Raw genomic sequence first — 18807 nt, 5'->3', positions numbered from 1 at the left:
TAAACTGTATGAAATTGACAAGATGCATACCTAAAAAATTAAATTGCTGTGGTTAATTTACATTTAGGGCAGAAAAGAGGAAAATTTCTTAATACCGTATTATAAAATACTTGAACCCTCGTCTTTCCGTTACAAATTGGACATTTTATCCAATATTTTTCAAGCATAATATTTCTCCTTTTGCGCAAAAAAATGCAGGTCAATTCTCAACATGAGCATTGACCTGCATTTATACATATAATACTACAACAAAATTAAGGCATAGTTTTTATACTATGTCTATACGTCGTTAGTTTTGTTGTATACCATACGCAAAATAAGCATGACAAAAAAGCCCATATTGAAAATGGGAAAAATCTTTTTTGATTTCAATGCTTATCGAATACGCATGCTATGTAACATAAACATTCCCCCCCTTTTATATAATATTATATACAAAAGCAGCTTGTTGTCAACATATATATATATGAATTATTTTGGCTAACTGATAGAACTACGTAGACATATCCAAGAAGAAAGGGGAACAGTAAAATGTAATAGGGTGAATAACTATGGCAAAAAGACCAGTACCACGATACGACTTTAAGGCTTTTGGGGCAGCGATAAAGGCAGCGCGTGAGGGATGCAAGGAGAGCCGCAAGAAAGTAGGCGACGAAATGTTTATCTCGCCGCGCTACCTTGCGAACATTGAGAACAAGGGGCAGCACCCAAGTTTACAGATATTCTTTGAGCTGATACAGCGTTACCATATATCCGTAGACCAATTCCTTTTAGAAACGCCGCCGGAGAAGAACACGCAGCGGCGGCAGCTTGACGCGCTTCTTGACGGTATGAGCGATACAGGCATACGGATTGTAACCGCAACGGCAAAGGAGATTTCCGAAGTCGAAAAAGAGGGCGAATAGGAATGTCCGACTTAAAACTGAACAGGATTTAGAAAGCGTTGTAATCTTTTTTGAGGTTGCAGCGTTTTTCTTTTGCGTAAGTTTGGCAAAATCGCTTTTTCTCCGTAGTAGGTGATAAGAGCCTAAAGGATAAAAACATTCGTAGCAAGCATAGGAAGCGGGTACCACTTCCGTATTTTCGCCCTCCCGCGCTGCGGCGCGTCGGTTGAAAATTGCTTGTTGGGAAGTGTCCCAAACCCTCGGAACGGAAAGGAAAGGAGCGAACACATGGACGGACGCAAAAGGACAGTGCAAATCAAATTCAGAGTGACGGAAGCGGAACGGGATTTAATACTGGAAAAAATGAAGCTCGTACCCACCCGGAACATGGCGGCGTATCTGCGGAAGATTGCCATTGACGGGTATATCATTCAGATAGACCACGCCGATATAAAGGCTATGACCGCAGAGATACAGAAAATCGGTGTCAACGTCAACCAGATAGCACGCCGCGTAAACGCGACGGGGAACGCATACCAAGAGGACATAGAGGAAATAAAGGGGGTGCTTGCGGAGATATGGCGGTTACAAAGATTAAGCCTATTAAAAGCACTCTAAGCAAAGCCCTTGACTATATCGAAAACCCGGACAAGACGGACGGGAAAATGCTTGTGTCCTCTTTCGGTTGCTCCTATGAAACGGCAGATATTGAGTTTGAATATACCCTGTCGCAAGCACTCCAAAAGGGGAACAATTTAGCCTTTCATCTGATACAGTCCTTTGAGCCGGGGGAAGTCGATTATCAGAAAGCCCATGAAATCGGAAAGCAGCTTGCCGACGCGGTAACAAAGGGGCAGCATGAGTATGTACTCACGACGCACATTGACAAAGGACACGTCCATAACCATATCATTTTTTGCGCGGTGAACTTTGTAGACCACCATAAATACAATTCCAACAAAAGGAGCTATTACGGCATACGGAACATGAGCGACAAGCTGTGCCGGGAAAATGGCTTGTCCGTTGTCGTCCCCGGCAAGGGCAGCAAGGGAAAGAGCTATGCGGAGTACCAGGCAGAAAAGACGGGTACAAGTTGGAAAGGCAAGCTGAAAACCACTGTTGACGCGCTTATCCCCCAAGTTTCCAGTTTTGAGGAATTGCTAACGCGGTTACAGGCGGCGGGCTATGAGATAAAGCCGGGGAAATATGTATCATGCCGCGCCCCCGGACAGGAACGCTTCACCCGCCTTAAAACCCTCGGCGCAGACTATACAGAGGAAGCCGTAAGGGAACGGATAGCGGGCAGACGGACAAAGGTGGCGAAAGCTCCCAGAGAGCAGCGCGGCGTGTCGCTGCTTATCGACATTGAGAACAGTATCAAGGCAGCGCAGAGTAAGGGCTATGAACAGTGGGCGAAAATCCACAATCTGAAACAGGCAGCTAAAACAATGAATTTCTTGACGGAACATAAGATTGAGCAGTACGCGGATTTAGTCAGCCGGATTGAGGAAATGGCAGCGGAAAGCGGACAGGCGGCAGACGCATTGAAGAACGCCGAAAAGCGGCTTGCGGAAATGGCGGTGCTTATCAAGAATGTTTCCACCTATCAAAAGACAAAGCCTGTCTATGACGCATACCGCAAGGCAAGGAACAGGGAGAAGTACCGCGCCGGACAGGAACAGGCAATTATCCTCCATGAAGCCGCCGTAAGGTCACTGAAAGCGGCGGGCATTGCGAAGCTCCCGAACCTCGCCGCGCTGCAATCGGAGTATGAAGCCCTCCAAGCGCAGAAAGAAGCCCTTTACGCCGACTATGGAAAATTGAAAAAGAAAGTCCGGGAATATGATATTATCAAGCAGAACATTGACAGCATTTTACAGGCAGACAGACAGCCGGAACGGGAAAAGGAAACAGAACGCGGATAAGGATAGCAAAATCCCCGCCGCTGTGCTATGATAGGGCTATCAAAAAGCAGAGGAGCGTTGAGCATGGAAAACCAGAAAATGCCGGAATATGAAACCATACGCGCCGCCGTTGCCGGGGAGAAATGGGCGGTGGAGAAAGTCGTGGATTGCTACAAGGACGAAATCGACAGGCTATCGACGGTAGCGGTCAGACAGCCGGACGGAAGCACGAAACAGGAAATCAACGAAGATATGCGCCAGTCCATCACAAAGAAGCTGATAGAAGCCCTCCCGCAGTTCCCGCTTGAAGAAATGGAAAAGGGAAATGTCAGATAGGCAAAAAAAGAACAGGGCGCGGAAGCCAGTATATGACTTCCGCGCCCTGTCTTTTTATGGGTGCTGTTTTCGTGAATGTTACGCAGTAGAACGCCATTTTCGGAGGTAAAGGTATAAAGTATCGCCTTTCTGATTTTCACGCCCGGAAAGCCCTGTAAATCAAGGGATTTTCCGCGCCTACTGCGTAACATGGGCGCGTCTTTTCCTCATGCGTTCGGCGGCTTGTCGGCGGGTGATACGCTTCCGGCAGACGGGGCAGTATTTGACGCTGTTAGAGGTTGACGCAAAGAACGCGCCGCACTCGGTACATTTCTTCCTGTCTCCGGTCTGGTAAAGCTCCGCATAGAGCAGCTTATCGACGGGAAGCACCGCAGCCCGGAACCACTTGCAGAGAAGCGAATAGGAAATGAGCTGCGGACATACGCACTCGTCCCCGTCGTCCAGTAAGATACAGTTCCCGTTATCATAATTGCAGCACGTCCGACGCACAAGGGCGTTTACTTTCCGGCTCTGGGGCGGCGTCAGCCGCTTAACCCCGTTCATACTTCATCAGCGGCGTAAATGGGAAGCTCTGCAAATTCCGCTTCGGTCAAAGCGTCCACTTTGGAAAGGGTGCGCTTTGCAAGCTCCCGCATATCCGCGTCCATGTAGAGCAGCGCGGCGTTGACATTCTCAATCAAAGCCCGCTTGCCGCCCTCGTTGTAAATGCTCAAAAGGTTTGTTTCCTCAACGGTAAATTTCATCATGTTCATACCTCCATATCGTGATTTTTTGTTTTTGCCGCCGCCTTTTTCGGGGCGGTCTTTGCCTTGTCCGCTTTAAGCTGCGCCCGGATAGAGGGGCGGGGCTTCCTTATCTCCCTGTCCCGGTTCTCCCCCTTGTCAATCAGCGCATACGTCCCATGTCTGCCCTCGATTTTGGAAAAGGAAAGTGTCTTGTAGGGCAGCATGGAGAAAAGGCGGTCAGTGTCCTTTGTAGCCGCAAGCCGCATGAACGCCGGGGAAAGCTCTGCCATGAAATGGGTCTTGTTCGGGCTGTTTGGCGTGTCGTGCCGCTTCATTTCCCGCACAATGCGCCGCGCTTCCGTTTCAATCAGCCCGTCCCGCAAGGCTGCGATATGCGCCTTGAAATCCCCCGGCGAAAGCTGCTCCCGGCTGCGCTGTTCTTCCTGTAAAAGAGCTTGCAGCGCGTCCGGGTCGTTGGGTACGGCTTCAAAGCGTTCAAATTTCCCAAGCTGCGGGTCGGGATTGCCGTTGAAGAACCGTCCGGCGGGTATCTCACTTTCCCCACGCTCATAAATCAGCTTGACCGTATCGGCGGGCAGCTCCTTTTCCTTGACGCGCTCATAGTGGCGGGAATAGTCAAGCTCATACAGATTACCCTTGATTTTCACGCGCTCCGTTCCTGTCAGCTCGATTGCATAGGCAAGTACGCGGTCGCTTGTCTGCTCCATGTAAAAACGCCATGTGTTATGGGGCGCGGTGTCCTTTAGGAAAACGTCGCGCTCCCGAAAGCAATGCGTCCCAGACGGGCGGCAGAACCACAAAAGGGTCTTGTCCTCCCTGTGGGGGCTTGCCGCCGCCTTTGCGATAATCTCCTTGTCAATCTCCAAGTCGCTCTGATAAAAGCCTGTGTTCTGCTTCATAATCGCTTCAAGGGAAGCGGTCACGTCCACGTTTTCAAATTTACTTTGTTCCGGCATGGGTCAGCTCCTTTCCAAGTCCTGCGACTTCTGCTTTGCAGTTTTCTTCTGCGCCTTTTCCTTGTCGGCTCTAAGCTGCGCCCGGATAGAGGGCTTCTTTTCCGGCTTCGCTCCCTTGTCGCGCTCCTTGTCGGCTTTGACGGCATTAGCCAGGTCAACAAGGGAAATCTGCTCGCCCGCCTTTACCTTTGCTTCCAGTTCGTCAACGGTAGGGGTGTTGTTGATGATACCGTCAATCATGTTTCCGTTCTGTTCTGTGGTCTGCTCTGTGGTTTTCAAGGGATTGTCCCGCTGCGCCTGTTCTGCGGCAACGGCAAACGCCCGCGTCCCGTTCCCCATAATCAGATACTTTCCGTCGTCGGATTGATGATGAAAGCCATATCCGGCGGCTTCTATCTGCTCCCGGCTCATAGCGGTTACATGGAAAGTCCCTCTCGGTGTTTTGACAGTTTCGCCCGTTTCCAAGTCGTCCGGGGTAAGCTGCTTTTGCTCCTGTAAAAACTCCGGCACTTCCCGGAAGCCTACACTGTCAACGAAATGCGCCGCGTCCTGTCCGTCCTGATGAAGCACTACCACGTCGGAAACGGAAAGGCTGTGTCCCTTAAAGTCTTTGGGGTGGTCGGTATTGAAACGGATATAAATATCTTCAAGGGAAGTTTCCGGCGCAAGGGGCGCGGAATAGACAAGCTCATAATTCGCGCTGTCAACCACATTCCCCGCCGCCTGCAGGCGGTCGTATGGCTCAAAGCGGAAATCCCTTGTTTCGTCCCCGCCCTTTATCTGGTAAATGGAAAAGGTGTCCTTGTCCTGTCCGGCGGTCTGCGCCGTTTCCTGTGCCTTTGCGTAGAGCTGCTTCACGTCGCCCTCGGTCAGCTCGCCGCTTTTAAGCTGCCCCATAAGCTCGCGGCATTTCTCCGGCGTCCCGGTGAAAAGAACGTCGCCCATTTTCGCCCGCCCGTTCTCCTGTGTCACATAGGCTTGCAAGAGGTGGCTGTTTTCCCGGCTGTCGCCGTAAGGGTTCCGGCGCATCTTGTAAATCGTTTCCGGGGTAAAGGCTTCTTTCGGGGCTGCGCCCGCCTTTTCCTGTGCGCCGGATTTTCCCGGTGCGGCTGCTTCCGGCTTCTCTTTCCCGGCTGTATCTGCCTTTGCCGGGGCTTCCGGCTGCGGCACGGCTTCCTTTTCCTCTCTGGTGGGCTGCTCCTGTCCGGCGGTCTGCTCCTTGTCCTGTGCCTTTTGCAGCTCCGCAAAATTCGCGTCTATGGAATTGATAATCTCGGCGGCTGCGCTGCGTATCGTTTCAAGGGAGCTTTTCAGCTCGGACAGCTCCCGCCCGCTGCTCCACCCGGCGACATAGCCGAAAGAATAGTCCGACGTGTCAAGCCCGTAATGTTGGCAGACGGTATAGGCGACGCTTTCCGCTTCGACTTCGCGGGTGCGGCGGTCAACGCGGGGTTGCTCGTCCTTTGGCGCGTTGAGGTCAATGTCGTGCAGCTTCGCATGGGCGATTTCGTGAATGGCGGTCTTTAAGGTCTGTAATTCGCTCATGCCCTCGTTGATAGCAATGCGCTTGTCCTCCAAGTGGTAGTAGCCATGAGAGCCGCCCTCGATATTCTCAAAGGCGATAGGAACGGGGGAAGTCTTTTCAAGGGCTGCGAAAAAGTCCTTATAGCGGTCAACGTCGCCTGTCAGTTCGTCAACGGCAATGTCCGGCAGTTCCTTTCCCTCGGTCTGGGAAACGTCAAAGACGGATACCACCTTGTAGGCGGGTATGGTGATTTCCTTTTCCTCGGTGACGGGCTTTCCGTCCTTGCCGATTATGGGCTTCTGCGTGTGCGGGTCGATTTTCTGCATTTCCTGTTTGATTTTATAGGGCGACGGGGCAATGATTTTAATTCCCTTTTGCCCTCTCATCACATTTCGCTCAAAGTTGTTCTTCCAAGCGGAAAAGCCCGCCAAAAGGGAAGCGTCCGGCTTCTGCATGGCGATAAGGACGGTGTTTCGGAAGCTGTAATTATGGAATTTTGACATGACTTTCAGATATTCCTTGTAACGCTCGCTGTCAAAGAGTTCCGTAATGCCCTGTTCCAGACGGTCGGTAATCTCTTTTAATTTCTCGGCGGGCTTCCCGGCTGTCAGCACGATAGGGATAACCGGGTGCGGCTCCTGTGGCTGCTCTGCGGCGGTTCGGGCGGTCTGCTCTGTGGCGGCTGCGTCCATAAAGGTCTTGTCCTGTCCGCCGCGTTCCGGCTGTGGGAAGCTCATAACGCGGTATTCTTTGGGTATCTCGTTTTCCGTTCCCCGATACCATTCGGTAAAGGTGTTCTGATTGTTATAGATATAGCCCTGTTCGGTAAACTGCCCCTTATCCTTGCTAACTGCGTCCCGCCCGTATTCTTCATACTTGAAATATTTCTTTGCTTCTTCGGGAAGCTCCAGCTCGTCCAGTTCGTCGATAAGATAATAACCGTAATCTTCTTCGCTGCGGACAGTGGGATAGAGCCAGTAACAGTCAAGGTTTTGTGCAAGGTTGATAAGGTCTTTCATGCTTCCGGCATACTCGCCATGTGTAACCGCCGCCGCAAATTTATCCTTGTCCCCGTCACTCTGCATTTCCAGAAGTTTTCCAAAATAATTCAGCTCGTCCATGCTTGCGCTTTGGATAACGGAAAGCGGCAAGTCAAAGGGGCAGTCCTCCGTAGAAGAATACCCGTTGATGAAAAAATCCTGCGGATTGTCTGCGGTAATGCCGACGCTTTCCATAGCCGCATGAAGCTGCTCTGTTGTGGTCGGCATGGGAAGCCACACGCCGCCCGGTTTGCCTGTTTCAAAGCGGCTGCGGCTGTCGATAAGAATTGAAAACTGCTCGTTTATGGTTTCACGCTCCTTTCTCTGTTCGGTGTCCTGTGGCGGCTCTGCTGTGGTGGGGGCTGCTTTTTCAGCGGTAGGCTGCGCCCGTTCCTCGCCCTCGATAGCATAGCCCGGTAAAAGCTGCCCGTTTACTTTGAAATGCTCTGCATACTCTGGCGGGATAGGCGGCGATACCTCGGTGAATAAATGCTGATAGGCTTTGATACGCCCATTCAGATATTTTTCCATAGCTGCCTTGTCTGCAAAGACTTTCCTTTCCTGTCCGGCGATTTTTGCCTGTCCGTAATTGTGGGGGCTGTTGGTGTAAATACTCCATGAAAGCGTCCACGAATAGGGAATGGATTTCTCTTTTTCCCTGTCATACCGGGTATTCTCGGATATGTGGTAGCGCATTTGGTAGACGCGGTTGCTGATGTGCTTCCCGTAGTCCGTAGCTTCCCACTGGTTCGCGGTATGCGTAGCTTCGGGTGTCCTCACATACTCAATGGCTTTGTCAATGGCAAGGGTCTTTCCCGCCTGTTCGTCCCATGCCGCCGCCTGTTCTTGCAAGGCTTCAAAAGCTGCCTGTTCAGCCGCCGCGTATTCTTCCCGCAATGCCTGTAACTGTTCTAAGGGCAGGGCGGTAAGCCCGGAAAGGTCAGCGGTCTGTTCCTCAAAATAAATATTTCGCTCTATCCGCATACTGTCAGCCGGGTCTAACTTGTCACGCTCAAACATGGAGTAACCTTTTTTCTTTTCCATTCATTCGCTCCTTTCTGAAATGGCGGCGCACCGCCGCGCTTTTGGGGTTCGCCCCGTACTACGGTGGGCTGTGCGTTATGCCAACAATTTTTTCATTTTTTTAGAGGGTTTGGGAAACTTCCCAACAAGCAAAATCCCCGTCCGGCGCGTCAGCGGCAGGACAGGGATTTACGGAAGTGGGTACCCGCTTCCTATGCTTGCTATTCAAGTTTTTAGTTCTTCTGTACTTCGATACGGTAGTTGACGTATTTCCCGCCAGTGTCAGCCAGAACGATAGTTCCGTCATAGGTCTTGCCTGTTTTCGGGGAATAGAGCTTCTTCACATTCACTTTGCCGGATTTAAGGAGCGCGGCGGCAATCTTCGCGGAAAAAGCGGTCTTGCGTTCCTCGAAAAAGCGGTCATTCTTCCACATGACAAAGGCACATTCTTTGTTGCTGCAATAATAGTTTTTCTTCCCCTCATGGACGGGGGAACCGCAACGGGGGCATTTGCCGACAGAGGGCTTTTCCTCCCGGAACAAATCCTTTTTCCCGTCCAGTGCTGCGGCGTGTGTCTGCACAAGCTCCCGCGCCATAGCTTCAATGCCGGACAGAAATTCGCCGGGGTCTGCGGCTCCCTTTGCTATCTGCGTCAGATTGTTTTCCCATTCTGCGGTAAGCTGCGGGGAAGTGAGCATATCCGGCAAGACTGATATAAGGGCGGCTCCGTTCTGCGTGGGGATAAGCTGCTTCCCCTTGCGCTCTGCAAAGCCGCCCTTTACCAGTTTTTCAATGACGGCGGCGCGGGTGGCGGGAGTGCCAAGCCCCCGGCGTTCCGCGTCCGGGTCGGTGTCCCCGTTCCCGGCTCGCTCCATAGCAGAGAGAAGCGACGCTTCGCTGTGGGGCTTCGGCGGCGTTGTGGTATGCTCCGTTACTTTTGCGGCGGGGTTAGGAAAGTTCTGTCCCTCGGAAAGCTCCGGCAGCGTCACGCCCTCATTTTCCCCGTCCTCTGCTTCGGGCTTATCTTTCAGCGTCGCCCGGTATCTGCGTTCAAGCTCTTTCCAACCCTCCGCAAGTACGGTCTTTCCCCTTGCGGTGAAGTCTGTCCCGGCGCATGAGAAAACCGCCGTAACCGCTTCATAAATATGCGGCTCGGCGGTGGCAAAAAGCAGACGCGCCCCCGCAAGGGTAAGGATATTCTTCTCGCTTTCCGGCAGCGCGTCCGGGTCAGCCTTTGCAAGCTCCATAGTGGGAATGATTGCGTGGTGGTCTGATACTTTCTTGCTGTCTAATACCTTTGCAATCTCCGGCGTGAAGTCCGCGCCCGCCATAAAGGGGAGCTTTTCGCAAAGCAGCGCGATAATGTCCGCTGCGGTGCCGCCCATGTCGTCAGTAAGAAAGCTGCTGTCCGTCCTCGGATAAGTAAGGAGCCGCTTTTCATAAAGGGATTGTGCAAGGTCAAGGGTCTGCTTTGCGGTGTAACCGAAAATGCGGTTCGTTTCCCGCTGCAAAGAGGTAAGGTCAAAGAGCTTTGGCGGGGCTGCGGTTTTCTTCTCTCTGGTAAGGGAAACGCATACCGCCTTTCCCGCTTCGCAAGCCCCTTTCAGCGCGTCGGCTTCTGCCTTGTCCGAAATCCTTTCGCTTGCCGCGTCCGCGCCGGATAAATCAAGGCGAACATGATAATATTTTTCTTTCTGGAAATGGGAGATAGCCGCGTCCCGGTCGGTGAGCATTTTTAAGGTCGGGGTCTGGACGCGCCCCACGTTCAAGGTCTTTCCATACAGGCAGGAGAAAAGCCGGGTGGCGTTAATGCCGATAAGCCAGTCAGCCTTTGCGCGGCAGAGGGCGGACGCAAAGAGCGCGCCATAGTCCCGCCCGTCTTTGAGGGAAGCAAAGCCCGCCTTAATCGCCCCGTCCTCCATTGAAGAAATCCACAAGCGGCGCATGGGCTTCTTGCAGCCCGCCACTTCGTAGACAAAGCGGAAAATCAATTCACCCTCGCGCCCCGCGTCACACGCATTTACCACTTCGGAAACGTCGGCGCGGTGCATAAGCTCTTTAATGGTTTTGAATTGCTTCCCCTTGTCCGGGTCAACGGCGTACTGCCATTCCTCCGGCAGAATGGGTAAGCTGTCAAAACTCCATTTTTTATATTGCTCCCCGTAGGCGGCAGCTTCCGCAAGCTGTACCAAATGCCCGACGCACCATGAAATGAGGTAGCCGCCGCCCTCGATATACCCGTCCTGTTTCCCCTTAATGCCAAGCGCGGCGGCGATAGTCTGCGCCACGCTCGGCTTTTCTGCAATCACAAGTCTAAATGCCATGAAAAAATCCTCCTTTCAGCGTTCCGGCGCGGTGTGCTTCTTCTCCTGTGCCTGTTTCAGACAATAGCCGATACAGGGGGATTGCGCCTTATAAGGGCAACGCATACACGCCGGGGATTTTGGAACGGGCGGCGCACTGTCACGCCGCCCGGTGGGTCTTTGTACCATCATTTTTTCTAAAGGGTTTTCGGTAAAAAGCGTCATGCTTCCTCGTCCTCCTGTTCTTCATCAGAAAGCCCGTCCCCCTCGTCCTCGTCGTAATCGTCAAAATCGAAATCTTCAAGGTCGGTGTCGCCCTTGACGTTCTGCTTTGGCTTCATAAACTTAAAATAATAGAACGCGCCCCCGCCGCCAAGAAGTGCCACGACAAGGAAAAGCACAAGCCCGCCTGTATTGCCTTTCTCTTTGGGCTGCTCTGTTGGTTTCTCGGTTTCCGGCTCCGCTTCCTTGCCGCTGCAAGCGGTCATGTTGTCCTTGCAGACAGGGCAGCTCACATTTACCTTTCCGGCTTCGCATTTATCGGTGCAACTGCAAACGGCGGGCGGGGCTGCTTCGGTGCTTCCGTCCTCCATGAGTGCCATAAGGTCGGCTTCGTCCACTTGATTAAGGAAATGTACGGTGTCCTCGCCCTCGTCGTCCCGGTCGATAAGGATATAAAAGTAATTGCCGTTTTTGGTCGTCACTGTGATAAGCTGCTTGTTGCCGCCGAAATCGTCTACAAGGGTCGCGTTCCCGTCCGGGGTAAGGGGTTCTTCCTTTTCGGGTTCCTCATAGACAACGCCGCTGTCGTCGGTCGCGTCCTGTCCCTCCGGGGTCTGTGCAAAGGCGGTGACGGAAAAGCCGCCCGTCAGCATGAGGGCGGCGCAGAGTGCGGTCAAGGTTCTAAGGATTTTCTTATTCATTCTCGGTGTCCTCCATTTCTTCGGTGTCGTGGTCTGCGGGTTCTGCGGGGTAGCCCGGCGCGGCTTCCATGCCCGGAATACCGCCGCCGGAAAGCATAGCGGAAAGCTCATGCGGGGAAAGGCGCATGGAGCGCACAAGCTGTACGATTTGCAGGTTTTCCGCTTCGGTTTTCTGCGCTTCAAGCCCCCTTAATCTGTTCTGGTACTCGGTGATTTTCTCGCGGGTCTTTGCAATCTCTTTGTCGATACGTTCAATTTTGTTCATAGCCATCAATAAATTTCTCCTTTCTTTGCTCAAAAATATGTTAATTCCAGTTCATCAGCCCATAGCCTTTGATACAGGAGTAATTGACGGGGTAGCTCTTTATCTTGCAGGCGTCGCCGGAATTGCCCTCGACGGTATAGACGCGCTCCCCGTCCGTTCCGATAACAAGCCCCACATGGTCTGCGCTCCCGTCCCCGTCCCAGTCGAAAAAGATAGCGTCGCCGGGGGCGATATTCTCATAGCCCCTCGCGCCCCATTGCCCGCGTGACTGGAACCAGGGTACGCCCTGTGACTGGCACCCGGCAAAGCGCGGCTCGCTCTTTCCGGCTTGATTGTAGCACCATGAAACGAAACAGGCGCACCATTCCACGCGGCTGTTAAATCCGTACCAGCTCCAAAAGGGTCGCCCGCCCACGTTGCCGACTTGCCGCTTCGCAAGGTCTACAACGGCGGTGTTGCCGGGGCGTGTGCCGTTTACAAGCTGTACGCCGCTTAAATCCTCGGACGCGCCCATATCGGGGGAGCCGCCGCCGAAAATCAGCGGTTTGTTTCCGCTTGTTTCCAGATAGACGCGGTACATTTCAAGCTGCTGTGGCGTTAGAAGTTCCTCCGCAATCTCGGAAATGGGCTTGTTCGTCAGCTTCACGTTGAGGATATGGTACTCGTAGGGTACTTCCTCGGTGGTCGTTTCCCCTGTTTCCGGGTCTGTGCTTGTTTCTGTGCGGTAGCGGATTTCCGTTTCTTCTGTCAGCGTCAAAGTGTACTGCATGGCAAAGACGCGATTTAGCTCTGCCTGTGCGCTCTGCGGGGTGTAGGTCTGTAAAAGGGCGGTGAGGTAGGACGCTAACTCATGGGGGTTATGCCCGATACTGTCAAGGTCATAGCGGTATTCGTCATAGCCGGGGTGGGTGCTTTCGATATTGTCAATCTGCTGCTGAAGCTCGTTTTCCTTTGCGGCGTAATTGTTCTCCGTCGCCACAAGGTCGCTGTCCTCCGACGTGTAGGAAGTCCCAAGTATGCCGTTCATCAAGCCGGAGAACATGGAACCGCAAGAGGAAAGCCCCGCCGATACCATGATGAATAAGAGTAGCGCGGCAACGGCGATACATACGCCCGCCGGGTGCCGCCCTACAAAAGCGATTGCCTTTTTTGTTTCCTCGGCGGTCTTTTTTGCCGCCTTGCGGGTGTTCTCTGCGGCTTTCTGCGCCGTTTTTGCGCCGCCTTTCCTTGCCGACTTTGCATACTGCCGCTTGATTTGCTGCTTCTGCATGAAGCGGGAAAGGGGATTGCCCGCAATCTGCGGATTGTCATGCAGGGCTTTATGGTACTGAAAATCCACATTCGCCTTGAACGCCGCTTTCTCTGCCTTTGCCGCCGCCCGGTAGGGTTTGAGCTTGTGGCTGTGGTAGCCCTCCTTGACTTTCCGCGCCCCGTACTTTGCGCCGCGCTCTGCCAGTTCTTCGGATTTGTGCGCCCCCTCAACGCCGGAATTGTCCTTTTCAACGGAATGTATCTTGTTGTGGACGAAAATACCCGCTTCCTGTGCGGGGCGGGATAGCGGGTTATTGTGGGGCTTATTCTTTCCTATGGGCTTTTCCTGTTCCTCAAAATGTAGGCGGGTCTTGCCTTTCCCGGTGGCTTCATCAAAGGTGCGCTCCCGTACAAGTTTCTTTTCTTTGGGGATAGCCGCCTTTGCCGCGTCCAGACGGTCGGCTGCTTTGTCCGATTTTCGGATATACCTTTCAAGCTCCGGCGTTGCCCGTTCCTCGTCGGTAAACTGCAAGCGGGAAGATTTTTCTTTTGCTGTGGCTTCTGCCTGTGCTTTCCTCGCCGCCTTTTTGCTCGCCTTTCTGGTACGCGCCCCGTCGATACGTTCCAAGACGCGCTCGGCTGCTGCGGTGTCCTGTTCCCGTTCTGCCCCCGGCGCATGGGGAAGCGGCGGCGTGTCGGTTAAGGGCGGGGAAGTTGCGCCGCCCGGTAGGGGCTGCGCTGCCTGTTCCGGCTGCGGTGGGGCTTCGGTCTTTGCAAAGTCCGCGTCCCTTATCCGCTTGCTGATACGTTTCTTTTTCCCGGTAGCGGCGTTTACCTCGACAGCCCCCTCGCGGGTCATTTTCTGCGTGACTTTTTCACGCGCCTTATATTGTTTTATGTGTCTGTCCCTCCAATCCGCGCCCTTGCAAGGGCGCAATACTCGGCGTTTATCTCAATGCCTATATAATGCCTGTCAAGCTGCTTTGCGGCTGCCCCCGTCGTGCCGCTGCCGAAAAAGGGGTCAAGCACAACGCCGCCTTTCGGACAGCCCGCCTTGATACAGGTTTCGGCAAGTTTTGGCGGGAACGCGGCGAAATGCCCGCCCTTGTAGGGAACGGTATTGATAAGCCACACGTCCCGCCTGTTCCGCATGGTCGGCATGAGGGCTTCGTCGTAGTAGCTGCCGCTTCGCGCCCGGTTAAGCCCCTGTACGTTCCCCTGTCCGGGTACTTCGTCCGCATATTTCTGTCCCGCGCTGCGCCCGGTGCGGTACCGCGCCGCCGTTGTGGGGGCTAACGGCTCGGCTATGGCGGCTGCGTCATAAAAATACTTCTTTGACTTCGTAAGCAGAAAGATATGTTCATAGCAGCGGGTAGGGCGGTCTTTCACGCTCTCCGGCATGGGGTTTTCTTTCTGCCAGATAATGTCGCTCCGTAAATACCACCCGTCAGCGCGTAGGGCAAAGGCTAAAAGCCAAGGGATACCGATTAAGTCCTTTTGTTTGCAGCCGGAAACGCGGTTGTTTCTTGCAATCTGCTGTCCGTTTCTGCCTTTCGGGTTCTTCGGGTCTGCATGGTAGCCTTTATTTCCTGTGCCGCAGTAGGTGTCCGCGATATTCAGCCAGAGCGTACCGTCAGAACGCAGTACCCGGCGCAGCTCGCGGAAAACCTCGGTCAGCCTGTCAATGTACTGCTCCGGCGTGTCCTCCCGCCCAATCTGCATATCAAGCCCGTAATCCCTAAGCGCATAGTAGGGCGGGCTTGTGACGCAACAGTGTACGCTTTCCTCTGGAAGCTCCCGCAAGGCATAGAGCGCGTCCCGGTTGATGATTGTGTCAGTTTTCAGCCCGTTCATGCTTCGCCCACTTCCTCCGGCTTCGTCGTCATTACCCGGTAAAGCTCGGTGTCTTTCGGGAAGCGGTCTACAAAGGGCAGCACCACGTTCCCGTAGAAGATAAGCCCCTCGCCCGCTTCGGTGTGGGTGACATACTTCATCTGCTGCGGGGAGATGTTGAGCTGCTTTGCAAGGATAGCCCGGTCGCCCGCCGCCTGATTGAGCATGAGGACAAAATCAGAGTTTTCAAAGATATTCTCCACTTCGCGGGAAGCAAGCAAATCTTTGACGTTCTGCGTGATTGCTGTGGGTATGCCGCCCCATTTTCTGAAACGCTTCCAGATTTCAACGGAATAGGCGGCGGTCTGTTCCTCTTTCAAGAGAAGATGAAATTCGTCCATAAAATACCGGGTGGATTTCCTTTCTGCCCGGTTGACGGTGACGCGGTTCCATACCTGGTCCTGCACAATGAGCATACCTAATTTTTTGAGCTGCTTCCCAAGCTGCTTGATGTCAAAGCAGACAAGGCGGTTTGAAAGCTCTACATTCGTCCTGTGGTTAAAGACGTTAAGGCTCCCGGAAACATAAAGCTCCAACGCCGCCGCGATACGCGCCGCTTCCGGCTCCGGCTGCTTCAAAAGCTCGTTGTAGAGGTCGCCCAAGATAGGCATTTTCTCCGGGTCGGGGTCTGCAAGGAAAGGGCGGTACACGTTCCTAACAGCGCGGTCAATGACGGTCTTATCGACGGGCTGCAAGCCCTCTTTGCCGCCTATGACAAGCTCGCAGAGGGAGAGGATAAAGTCGGATTTCAGCGCAAGGGGGCTGTCGTCCTCGCTGTAATTGAGGTTAATATCCATAGGGTTCACATACTGGGGCTTCCCGTCAATGCCCTTGCCCGTAGGCGATAACCGTATCACTTGCCCGTCAAGCCGCTGCACAAGGGAAAAATACTCTGCTTCCGGGTCGCAGATAATTATGTCGTCGTCGGTAATGAGGAAAGCGTTTGTCATTTCCCGTTTGGCGGCAAAGGATTTCCCGCTTCCCGGCGTACCCAAGATTAAGCCGTTGGGGTTCTTTAGCTGCTTGCGGTCGCAGAGTATCATGTTGTTAGACAGGGCGTTTAAGCCGTAATACAAAGCCGCGCCCGTCTGAAAAAGCTCCTGCGTGATAAAGGGGATAAAGATAGCGGTGCTTGACGTGGTAAGCCCTCTTTGAATGGGGATAAGGTTCTCCCCAAGCGGTACAGAGGACATAAGCCCCGCTTCCTGTTGGTAGTCAAGGCGGGTTAAGGCGCAGTTGTTCTTCTGTGCAATGCCCGCCGCCGCGAATACGTCATTTTCCAGTTTCCTTTTTGTGTCTGCCATGTTCACCACAAGGAACGTCAAGAGGAACATTCTTTCATTCCGGCTCTGCAAGTCCTGTAAGAGGTTCTTCGCTTCGCTGCCGAAAGTGGCAAGGTCGGACGGGATTATATCCATGTCGTAGCCGCTGCGTACCGCTTTTTTCTGTTCTTCGATTTTCATTTTGTCAAGGTCGGTGATTTTCCGCTTGATTGTCTTTATGGCTTCGGTCTGGTCGATACTGTGGATATGCAGATTGACGATAACGCCCGTTTCCAAGTCCAGAATGTCAGATAAGATACGGTCGTTTAATTCCGGCGCAAGGATTTCAAGGAATGAAACCGCGCCGATTTTGCGCCCCATGCGGAAATACCGCCCCTCGCCAAAACGGAAAGAGGACGGGGCGATAAAGTCCTTTGTGGAAAGCCCGGACGGGGCAAGCCATGAAAAATCAAAGGCAAACTGCCCGCCCTCCGGGTGGAAAATGCCATGCAGCATTTTAAGGCGTTCATAGCCTGTCATGGGGCGGGCAGACACGCCCAAGAGCTTAAAGTTGTTGAGTACGTCCGTTTCGATACGGGCAAGGCGGGATTTCGCCGCGCCCAGACTGTCGGCTTCAATGGCAAAGGTGATATATTTTGCTTTGACAAGCCCGTTGTTGCCCTTTGCAAGCTGGTTTTTCAGCATATCCCGGTATTCTGTGCGGATAGAATTGAAAGCGTCCTCCTGTGCCGGGATATTGACCGCCTTTTCCGCTTCGCCGCGCTGCGTCCCCTGATTGATGAAAGAGAGCTGCACCGAAACGGAAGCGTCAAAGTAGTTGAGGAAGTCGCACCAGTTCTCAAAAATGGCGGTCTTGTCGTCTGCCTGTGCAAGCTGATAGTTAATATCTTCAAAGGCGACGGTCTTTGAGTATTTCCGTCCCGTAACCTTGCAGATACCGTCCGGGTACATCTGGATATAAGGGATTGTCTGCTGCGCGGTGTGCGCTTTCCCGTCGCCCTTTGCCTGTCTGATGATTTCCGCAATCTGCTTTTTCTCGGCGCGGGTGAGCTTGCGGGGCGGGTTAGGCTTTGCGCTTCCCGCCGCGCTGTTTCTTCGTGTTTCCTTTTGCAATCGCTGATACCTCCTTTTCAAGTTTTCTCTGCCGTTCTAAGACGGAATAAAAGTTGTCTGTCCTGTATGGTCGTTCTTTGGGGGCTATGAATTTCGTCTGAATGATGTTCTTCACCACCACTTCAAGGGGCTGTCCATGCTTCTCATACATGGCAAAGAGGAAACAGGGCAGCATGACGGCAATCATAGCCATAGACGCAAGGCTTGTGCCTGTGCTGTCTTTGAGCAGAAAGAAAAGCGGCAAGCCGAACAGGAGAGCCGCCGCAAAACATACAATCTGCCGTTTGGTAAGGTTGAACGCTACTTTTGTCTTGACTTTGGATAAGTCTTTGGGTACGGGTACATACGCCAAGTGAAAACCTCCTTTCTCTGGGTTTGGTGTTGCTGTAACTTCCCATAAGGGTAATCAAGGCAAAGGTCAATCTATGCCCTTTGCCCGCCCGTATTATATGGGGGTTATCCGCGTCAAGGTCGGGTCGTATTTTCGCCGCTTCGCTCTGAAAATCTCCACCCTGCCCTTGACACGCCGCTAATGCGCGGAGAATATCGACTTCGCCAGTGCGCCGGATTTGAACAGGGAGAAACAGAGGATAACGGTATAGGCTGCAAGGGAGAATATCGCGCTGTGCAGATTGTCCGCTATTATCATGTTGTTTACCAGAACCGCGTAAATGCCGACGCATATCATAATGAGGAAGCCTTGAAAACCGATAGCGAACAGGGATTTTAGGTAGTTGTTTCCTATCTGCCCCCATTCCCGGTTAGTCATAGTTGCAAACGGGATAGGCGATACCGAACAGTAAAGGTAAATTTCTATCATGCGCCCGTAGAGGATAACGGTTATCAGTACGGACATGATTTTCATGCACAAGCTCACAAGGCTTGTTTCCATGACAAGTAAGAGCAGTTCGGGGATTTCCATAGCGTCAAGCCCGCTTTGCATGGAAGCAAGGGCGGCGGCAACATCAATCTCTGTGCTGCCGCCGATTACCCCCGCCGCGCCGGAAACAACGTGCTGCGCCATATCGAACACCGCCATAGTGATGTCAAAGGTGTGCGTCACAAGGTAGACTGCCACAAACGCCTTGAACACCCACTTGAAGAACATGGAAGTGTCAACGTCGTGCATATTGTTCTTTTCCGTTACCATGCTGATAAGCTCATAGCATAGGACGTAGGTAATGACAAGCCCCGCAATGGGTGTCAGCGCCAGTAATAAAATGAAAGAAAACGCCGAGGAAAAAATGTAGTTTTGTGGCGGAGGTGAAGGGAAAAGGATAGACTCCCAATCAGGGCGAAAAAGAGCCCGGAAAGGGAGTCAGGAAATGAAAGGAGCACAGTGGATGGATATCCGAAGCGACA

At 52.9% G+C, this 18807-nt stretch carries 16 protein-coding genes and 2 pseudogenes; 4 read left to right on the top strand and 14 right to left on the bottom strand.

Going from position 1 to position 18807, the window contains the following annotated elements:
* Positions 1-50: 50 nt before the first annotated feature.
* Positions 51-167 (bottom strand): annotated as a pseudogene (locus tag D5269_RS13065) (cysteine-rich KTR domain-containing protein); the annotation flags it as partial.
* 384 nt (positions 168-551) lie between these two features.
* Between D5269_RS13065 and D5269_RS13060 the strand changes: the two are divergent.
* The 4 genes from D5269_RS13060 (at position 552) to D5269_RS13045 (ending at position 3124) form a co-directional block, all read left to right on the top strand.
* Positions 552-905 carry a helix-turn-helix transcriptional regulator gene (locus tag D5269_RS13060; RefSeq protein ID WP_002569186.1) on the top strand — a complete coding sequence of 118 codons (354 nt, stop codon included), beginning with the start codon at positions 552-554 and terminating at the stop codon, positions 903-905.
* 267 nt (positions 906-1172) lie between these two features.
* Positions 1173-1502 (top strand): plasmid mobilization relaxosome protein MobC, encoded by a 330-nt coding sequence (mobC, locus tag D5269_RS13055; protein ID WP_002569185.1) that lies wholly within the window; start codon positions 1173-1175, stop codon positions 1500-1502.
* A complete protein-coding gene (locus D5269_RS13050) occupies positions 1463-2809 on the top strand; it encodes a relaxase/mobilization nuclease domain-containing protein (RefSeq protein WP_002569184.1) in 1347 nt (448 codons plus the stop codon). Before mobC ends, D5269_RS13050 begins: the two co-directional genes overlap by 40 nt.
* Positions 2810-2872: 63 nt before the next feature.
* Positions 2873-3124, top strand: a complete 252-nt coding sequence (locus tag D5269_RS13045; RefSeq protein WP_002569183.1) for a helix-turn-helix domain-containing protein — start codon at positions 2873-2875, stop codon at positions 3122-3124.
* Positions 3125-3301: 177 nt separating this feature from the next.
* On the opposite strand, the gene D5269_RS13040 is transcribed toward D5269_RS13045, so the two are convergent.
* The 13 genes and pseudogenes from D5269_RS13040 to D5269_RS12980 form a co-directional block, all read right to left on the bottom strand.
* Positions 3302-3667: a cysteine-rich VLP domain-containing protein gene (locus D5269_RS13040; RefSeq protein WP_120485974.1), complete on the bottom strand. Its 366-nt coding sequence runs from the start codon at positions 3665-3667 to the stop codon at positions 3302-3304.
* Positions 3664-3870, bottom strand: a complete 207-nt coding sequence (locus D5269_RS13035; RefSeq protein WP_120485973.1) for a transposon-transfer assisting family protein — start codon at positions 3868-3870, stop codon at positions 3664-3666. Before D5269_RS13035 ends, D5269_RS13040 begins: the two co-directional genes overlap by 4 nt.
* A gap of 2 nt (positions 3871-3872) precedes the next feature.
* Complete coding sequence (locus D5269_RS13030; RefSeq protein WP_120485972.1) at positions 3873-4826, bottom strand: hypothetical protein; 954 nt, start codon at positions 4824-4826, stop codon at positions 3873-3875.
* Positions 4827-4829: 3 nt separating this feature from the next.
* Positions 4830-8435 (bottom strand): antirestriction protein ArdA, encoded by a 3606-nt coding sequence (locus tag D5269_RS13025; protein WP_120485971.1) that lies wholly within the window; start codon positions 8433-8435, stop codon positions 4830-4832.
* 212 nt (positions 8436-8647) lie between these two features.
* Positions 8648-10738: a DNA topoisomerase 3 gene (locus D5269_RS13020; protein ID WP_002569178.1), complete on the bottom strand. Its 2091-nt coding sequence runs from the start codon at positions 10736-10738 to the stop codon at positions 8648-8650.
* 15 nt (positions 10739-10753) lie between these two features.
* Positions 10754-10942, bottom strand: coding sequence for a hypothetical protein (locus tag D5269_RS13015; RefSeq protein ID WP_002569177.1), 189 nt, complete (start codon positions 10940-10942; stop codon positions 10754-10756).
* Entirely contained in the window at positions 10939-11640 is a 702-nt protein-coding gene (locus D5269_RS13010) for a DUF4366 domain-containing protein (protein WP_002569176.1), read from the bottom strand. The genes D5269_RS13015 and D5269_RS13010 overlap by 4 nt, the downstream gene beginning before the upstream one ends.
* Complete coding sequence (locus D5269_RS13005; RefSeq protein ID WP_002569175.1) at positions 11633-11911, bottom strand: DUF4315 family protein; 279 nt, start codon at positions 11909-11911, stop codon at positions 11633-11635. Before D5269_RS13005 ends, D5269_RS13010 begins: the two co-directional genes overlap by 8 nt.
* A 34-nt stretch (positions 11912-11945) precedes the next feature.
* Positions 11946-14015, bottom strand: coding sequence for a CHAP domain-containing protein (locus D5269_RS13000; protein ID WP_002569174.1), 2070 nt, complete (start codon positions 14013-14015; stop codon positions 11946-11948).
* 35 nt (positions 14016-14050) lie between these two features.
* The gene (locus D5269_RS12995; protein ID WP_002569173.1) at positions 14051-15010 is read right to left on the bottom strand and encodes a site-specific DNA-methyltransferase; all 960 of its coding nucleotides are present in this window, start codon (positions 15008-15010) and stop codon (positions 14051-14053) included.
* Positions 15007-17445, bottom strand: coding sequence for a VirB4-like conjugal transfer ATPase, CD1110 family (locus D5269_RS12990; protein ID WP_002569172.1), 2439 nt, complete (start codon positions 17443-17445; stop codon positions 15007-15009). Before D5269_RS12990 ends, D5269_RS12995 begins: the two co-directional genes overlap by 4 nt.
* Positions 17396-17797, bottom strand: coding sequence for a PrgI family protein (locus D5269_RS12985; RefSeq protein WP_002569171.1), 402 nt, complete (start codon positions 17795-17797; stop codon positions 17396-17398). Before D5269_RS12985 ends, D5269_RS12990 begins: the two co-directional genes overlap by 50 nt.
* Positions 17798-17974: 177 nt before the next feature.
* Positions 17975-18807, bottom strand: a pseudogene (locus D5269_RS12980) (VirB6/TrbL-like conjugal transfer protein, CD1112 family); the annotation flags it as partial.

The sequence above is a fragment of the Anaerotruncus sp. 1XD42-93 genome (assembly GCF_009917605.1).
Taxonomy (GTDB): domain Bacteria; phylum Bacillota; class Clostridia; order Oscillospirales; family Ruminococcaceae; genus Anaerotruncus.
Note: the sequence above shows the minus strand (reverse complement) of the source record. Positions and strands in the feature narration are given on the sequence as shown.

Bases quoted from the DNA above. Each gene is read 5' to 3' on its own strand.
- D5269_RS13040 (WP_120485974.1), bottom strand. From the start codon at position 3,667: ATGAACGGGGTTAAGCGGCTGACGCCGCCCCAGAGCCGGAAAGTAAAC.
- D5269_RS13020 (WP_002569178.1), bottom strand. From the start codon at position 10,738: ATGGCATTTAGACTTGTGATTGCAGAAAAGCCGAGCGTGGCGCAGACT.
- D5269_RS13050 (WP_002569184.1), top strand. From the start codon at position 1,463: ATGGCGGTTACAAAGATTAAGCCTATTAAAAGCACTCTAAGCAAAGCC.
- D5269_RS13035 (WP_120485973.1), bottom strand. From the start codon at position 3,870: ATGATGAAATTTACCGTTGAGGAAACAAACCTTTTGAGCATTTACAAC.
- D5269_RS13060 (WP_002569186.1), top strand. From the start codon at position 552: ATGGCAAAAAGACCAGTACCACGATACGACTTTAAGGCTTTTGGGGCA.
- D5269_RS13045 (WP_002569183.1), top strand. From the start codon at position 2,873: ATGGAAAACCAGAAAATGCCGGAATATGAAACCATACGCGCCGCCGTT.
- D5269_RS12995 (WP_002569173.1), bottom strand. From the start codon at position 15,010: ATGAACGGGCTGAAAACTGACACAATCATCAACCGGGACGCGCTCTAT.
- D5269_RS13025 (WP_120485971.1), bottom strand. From the start codon at position 8,435: ATGGAAAAGAAAAAAGGTTACTCCATGTTTGAGCGTGACAAGTTAGAC.
- D5269_RS13010 (WP_002569176.1), bottom strand. From the start codon at position 11,640: ATGAATAAGAAAATCCTTAGAACCTTGACCGCACTCTGCGCCGCCCTC.
- D5269_RS13000 (WP_002569174.1), bottom strand. From the start codon at position 14,015: ATGACCCGCGAGGGGGCTGTCGAGGTAAACGCCGCTACCGGGAAAAAG.
- D5269_RS13030 (WP_120485972.1), bottom strand. From the start codon at position 4,826: ATGCCGGAACAAAGTAAATTTGAAAACGTGGACGTGACCGCTTCCCTT.
- D5269_RS13015 (WP_002569177.1), bottom strand. From the start codon at position 10,942: ATGACGCTTTTTACCGAAAACCCTTTAGAAAAAATGATGGTACAAAGA.
- mobC (WP_002569185.1), top strand. From the start codon at position 1,173: ATGGACGGACGCAAAAGGACAGTGCAAATCAAATTCAGAGTGACGGAA.
- D5269_RS13005 (WP_002569175.1), bottom strand. From the start codon at position 11,911: ATGGCTATGAACAAAATTGAACGTATCGACAAAGAGATTGCAAAGACC.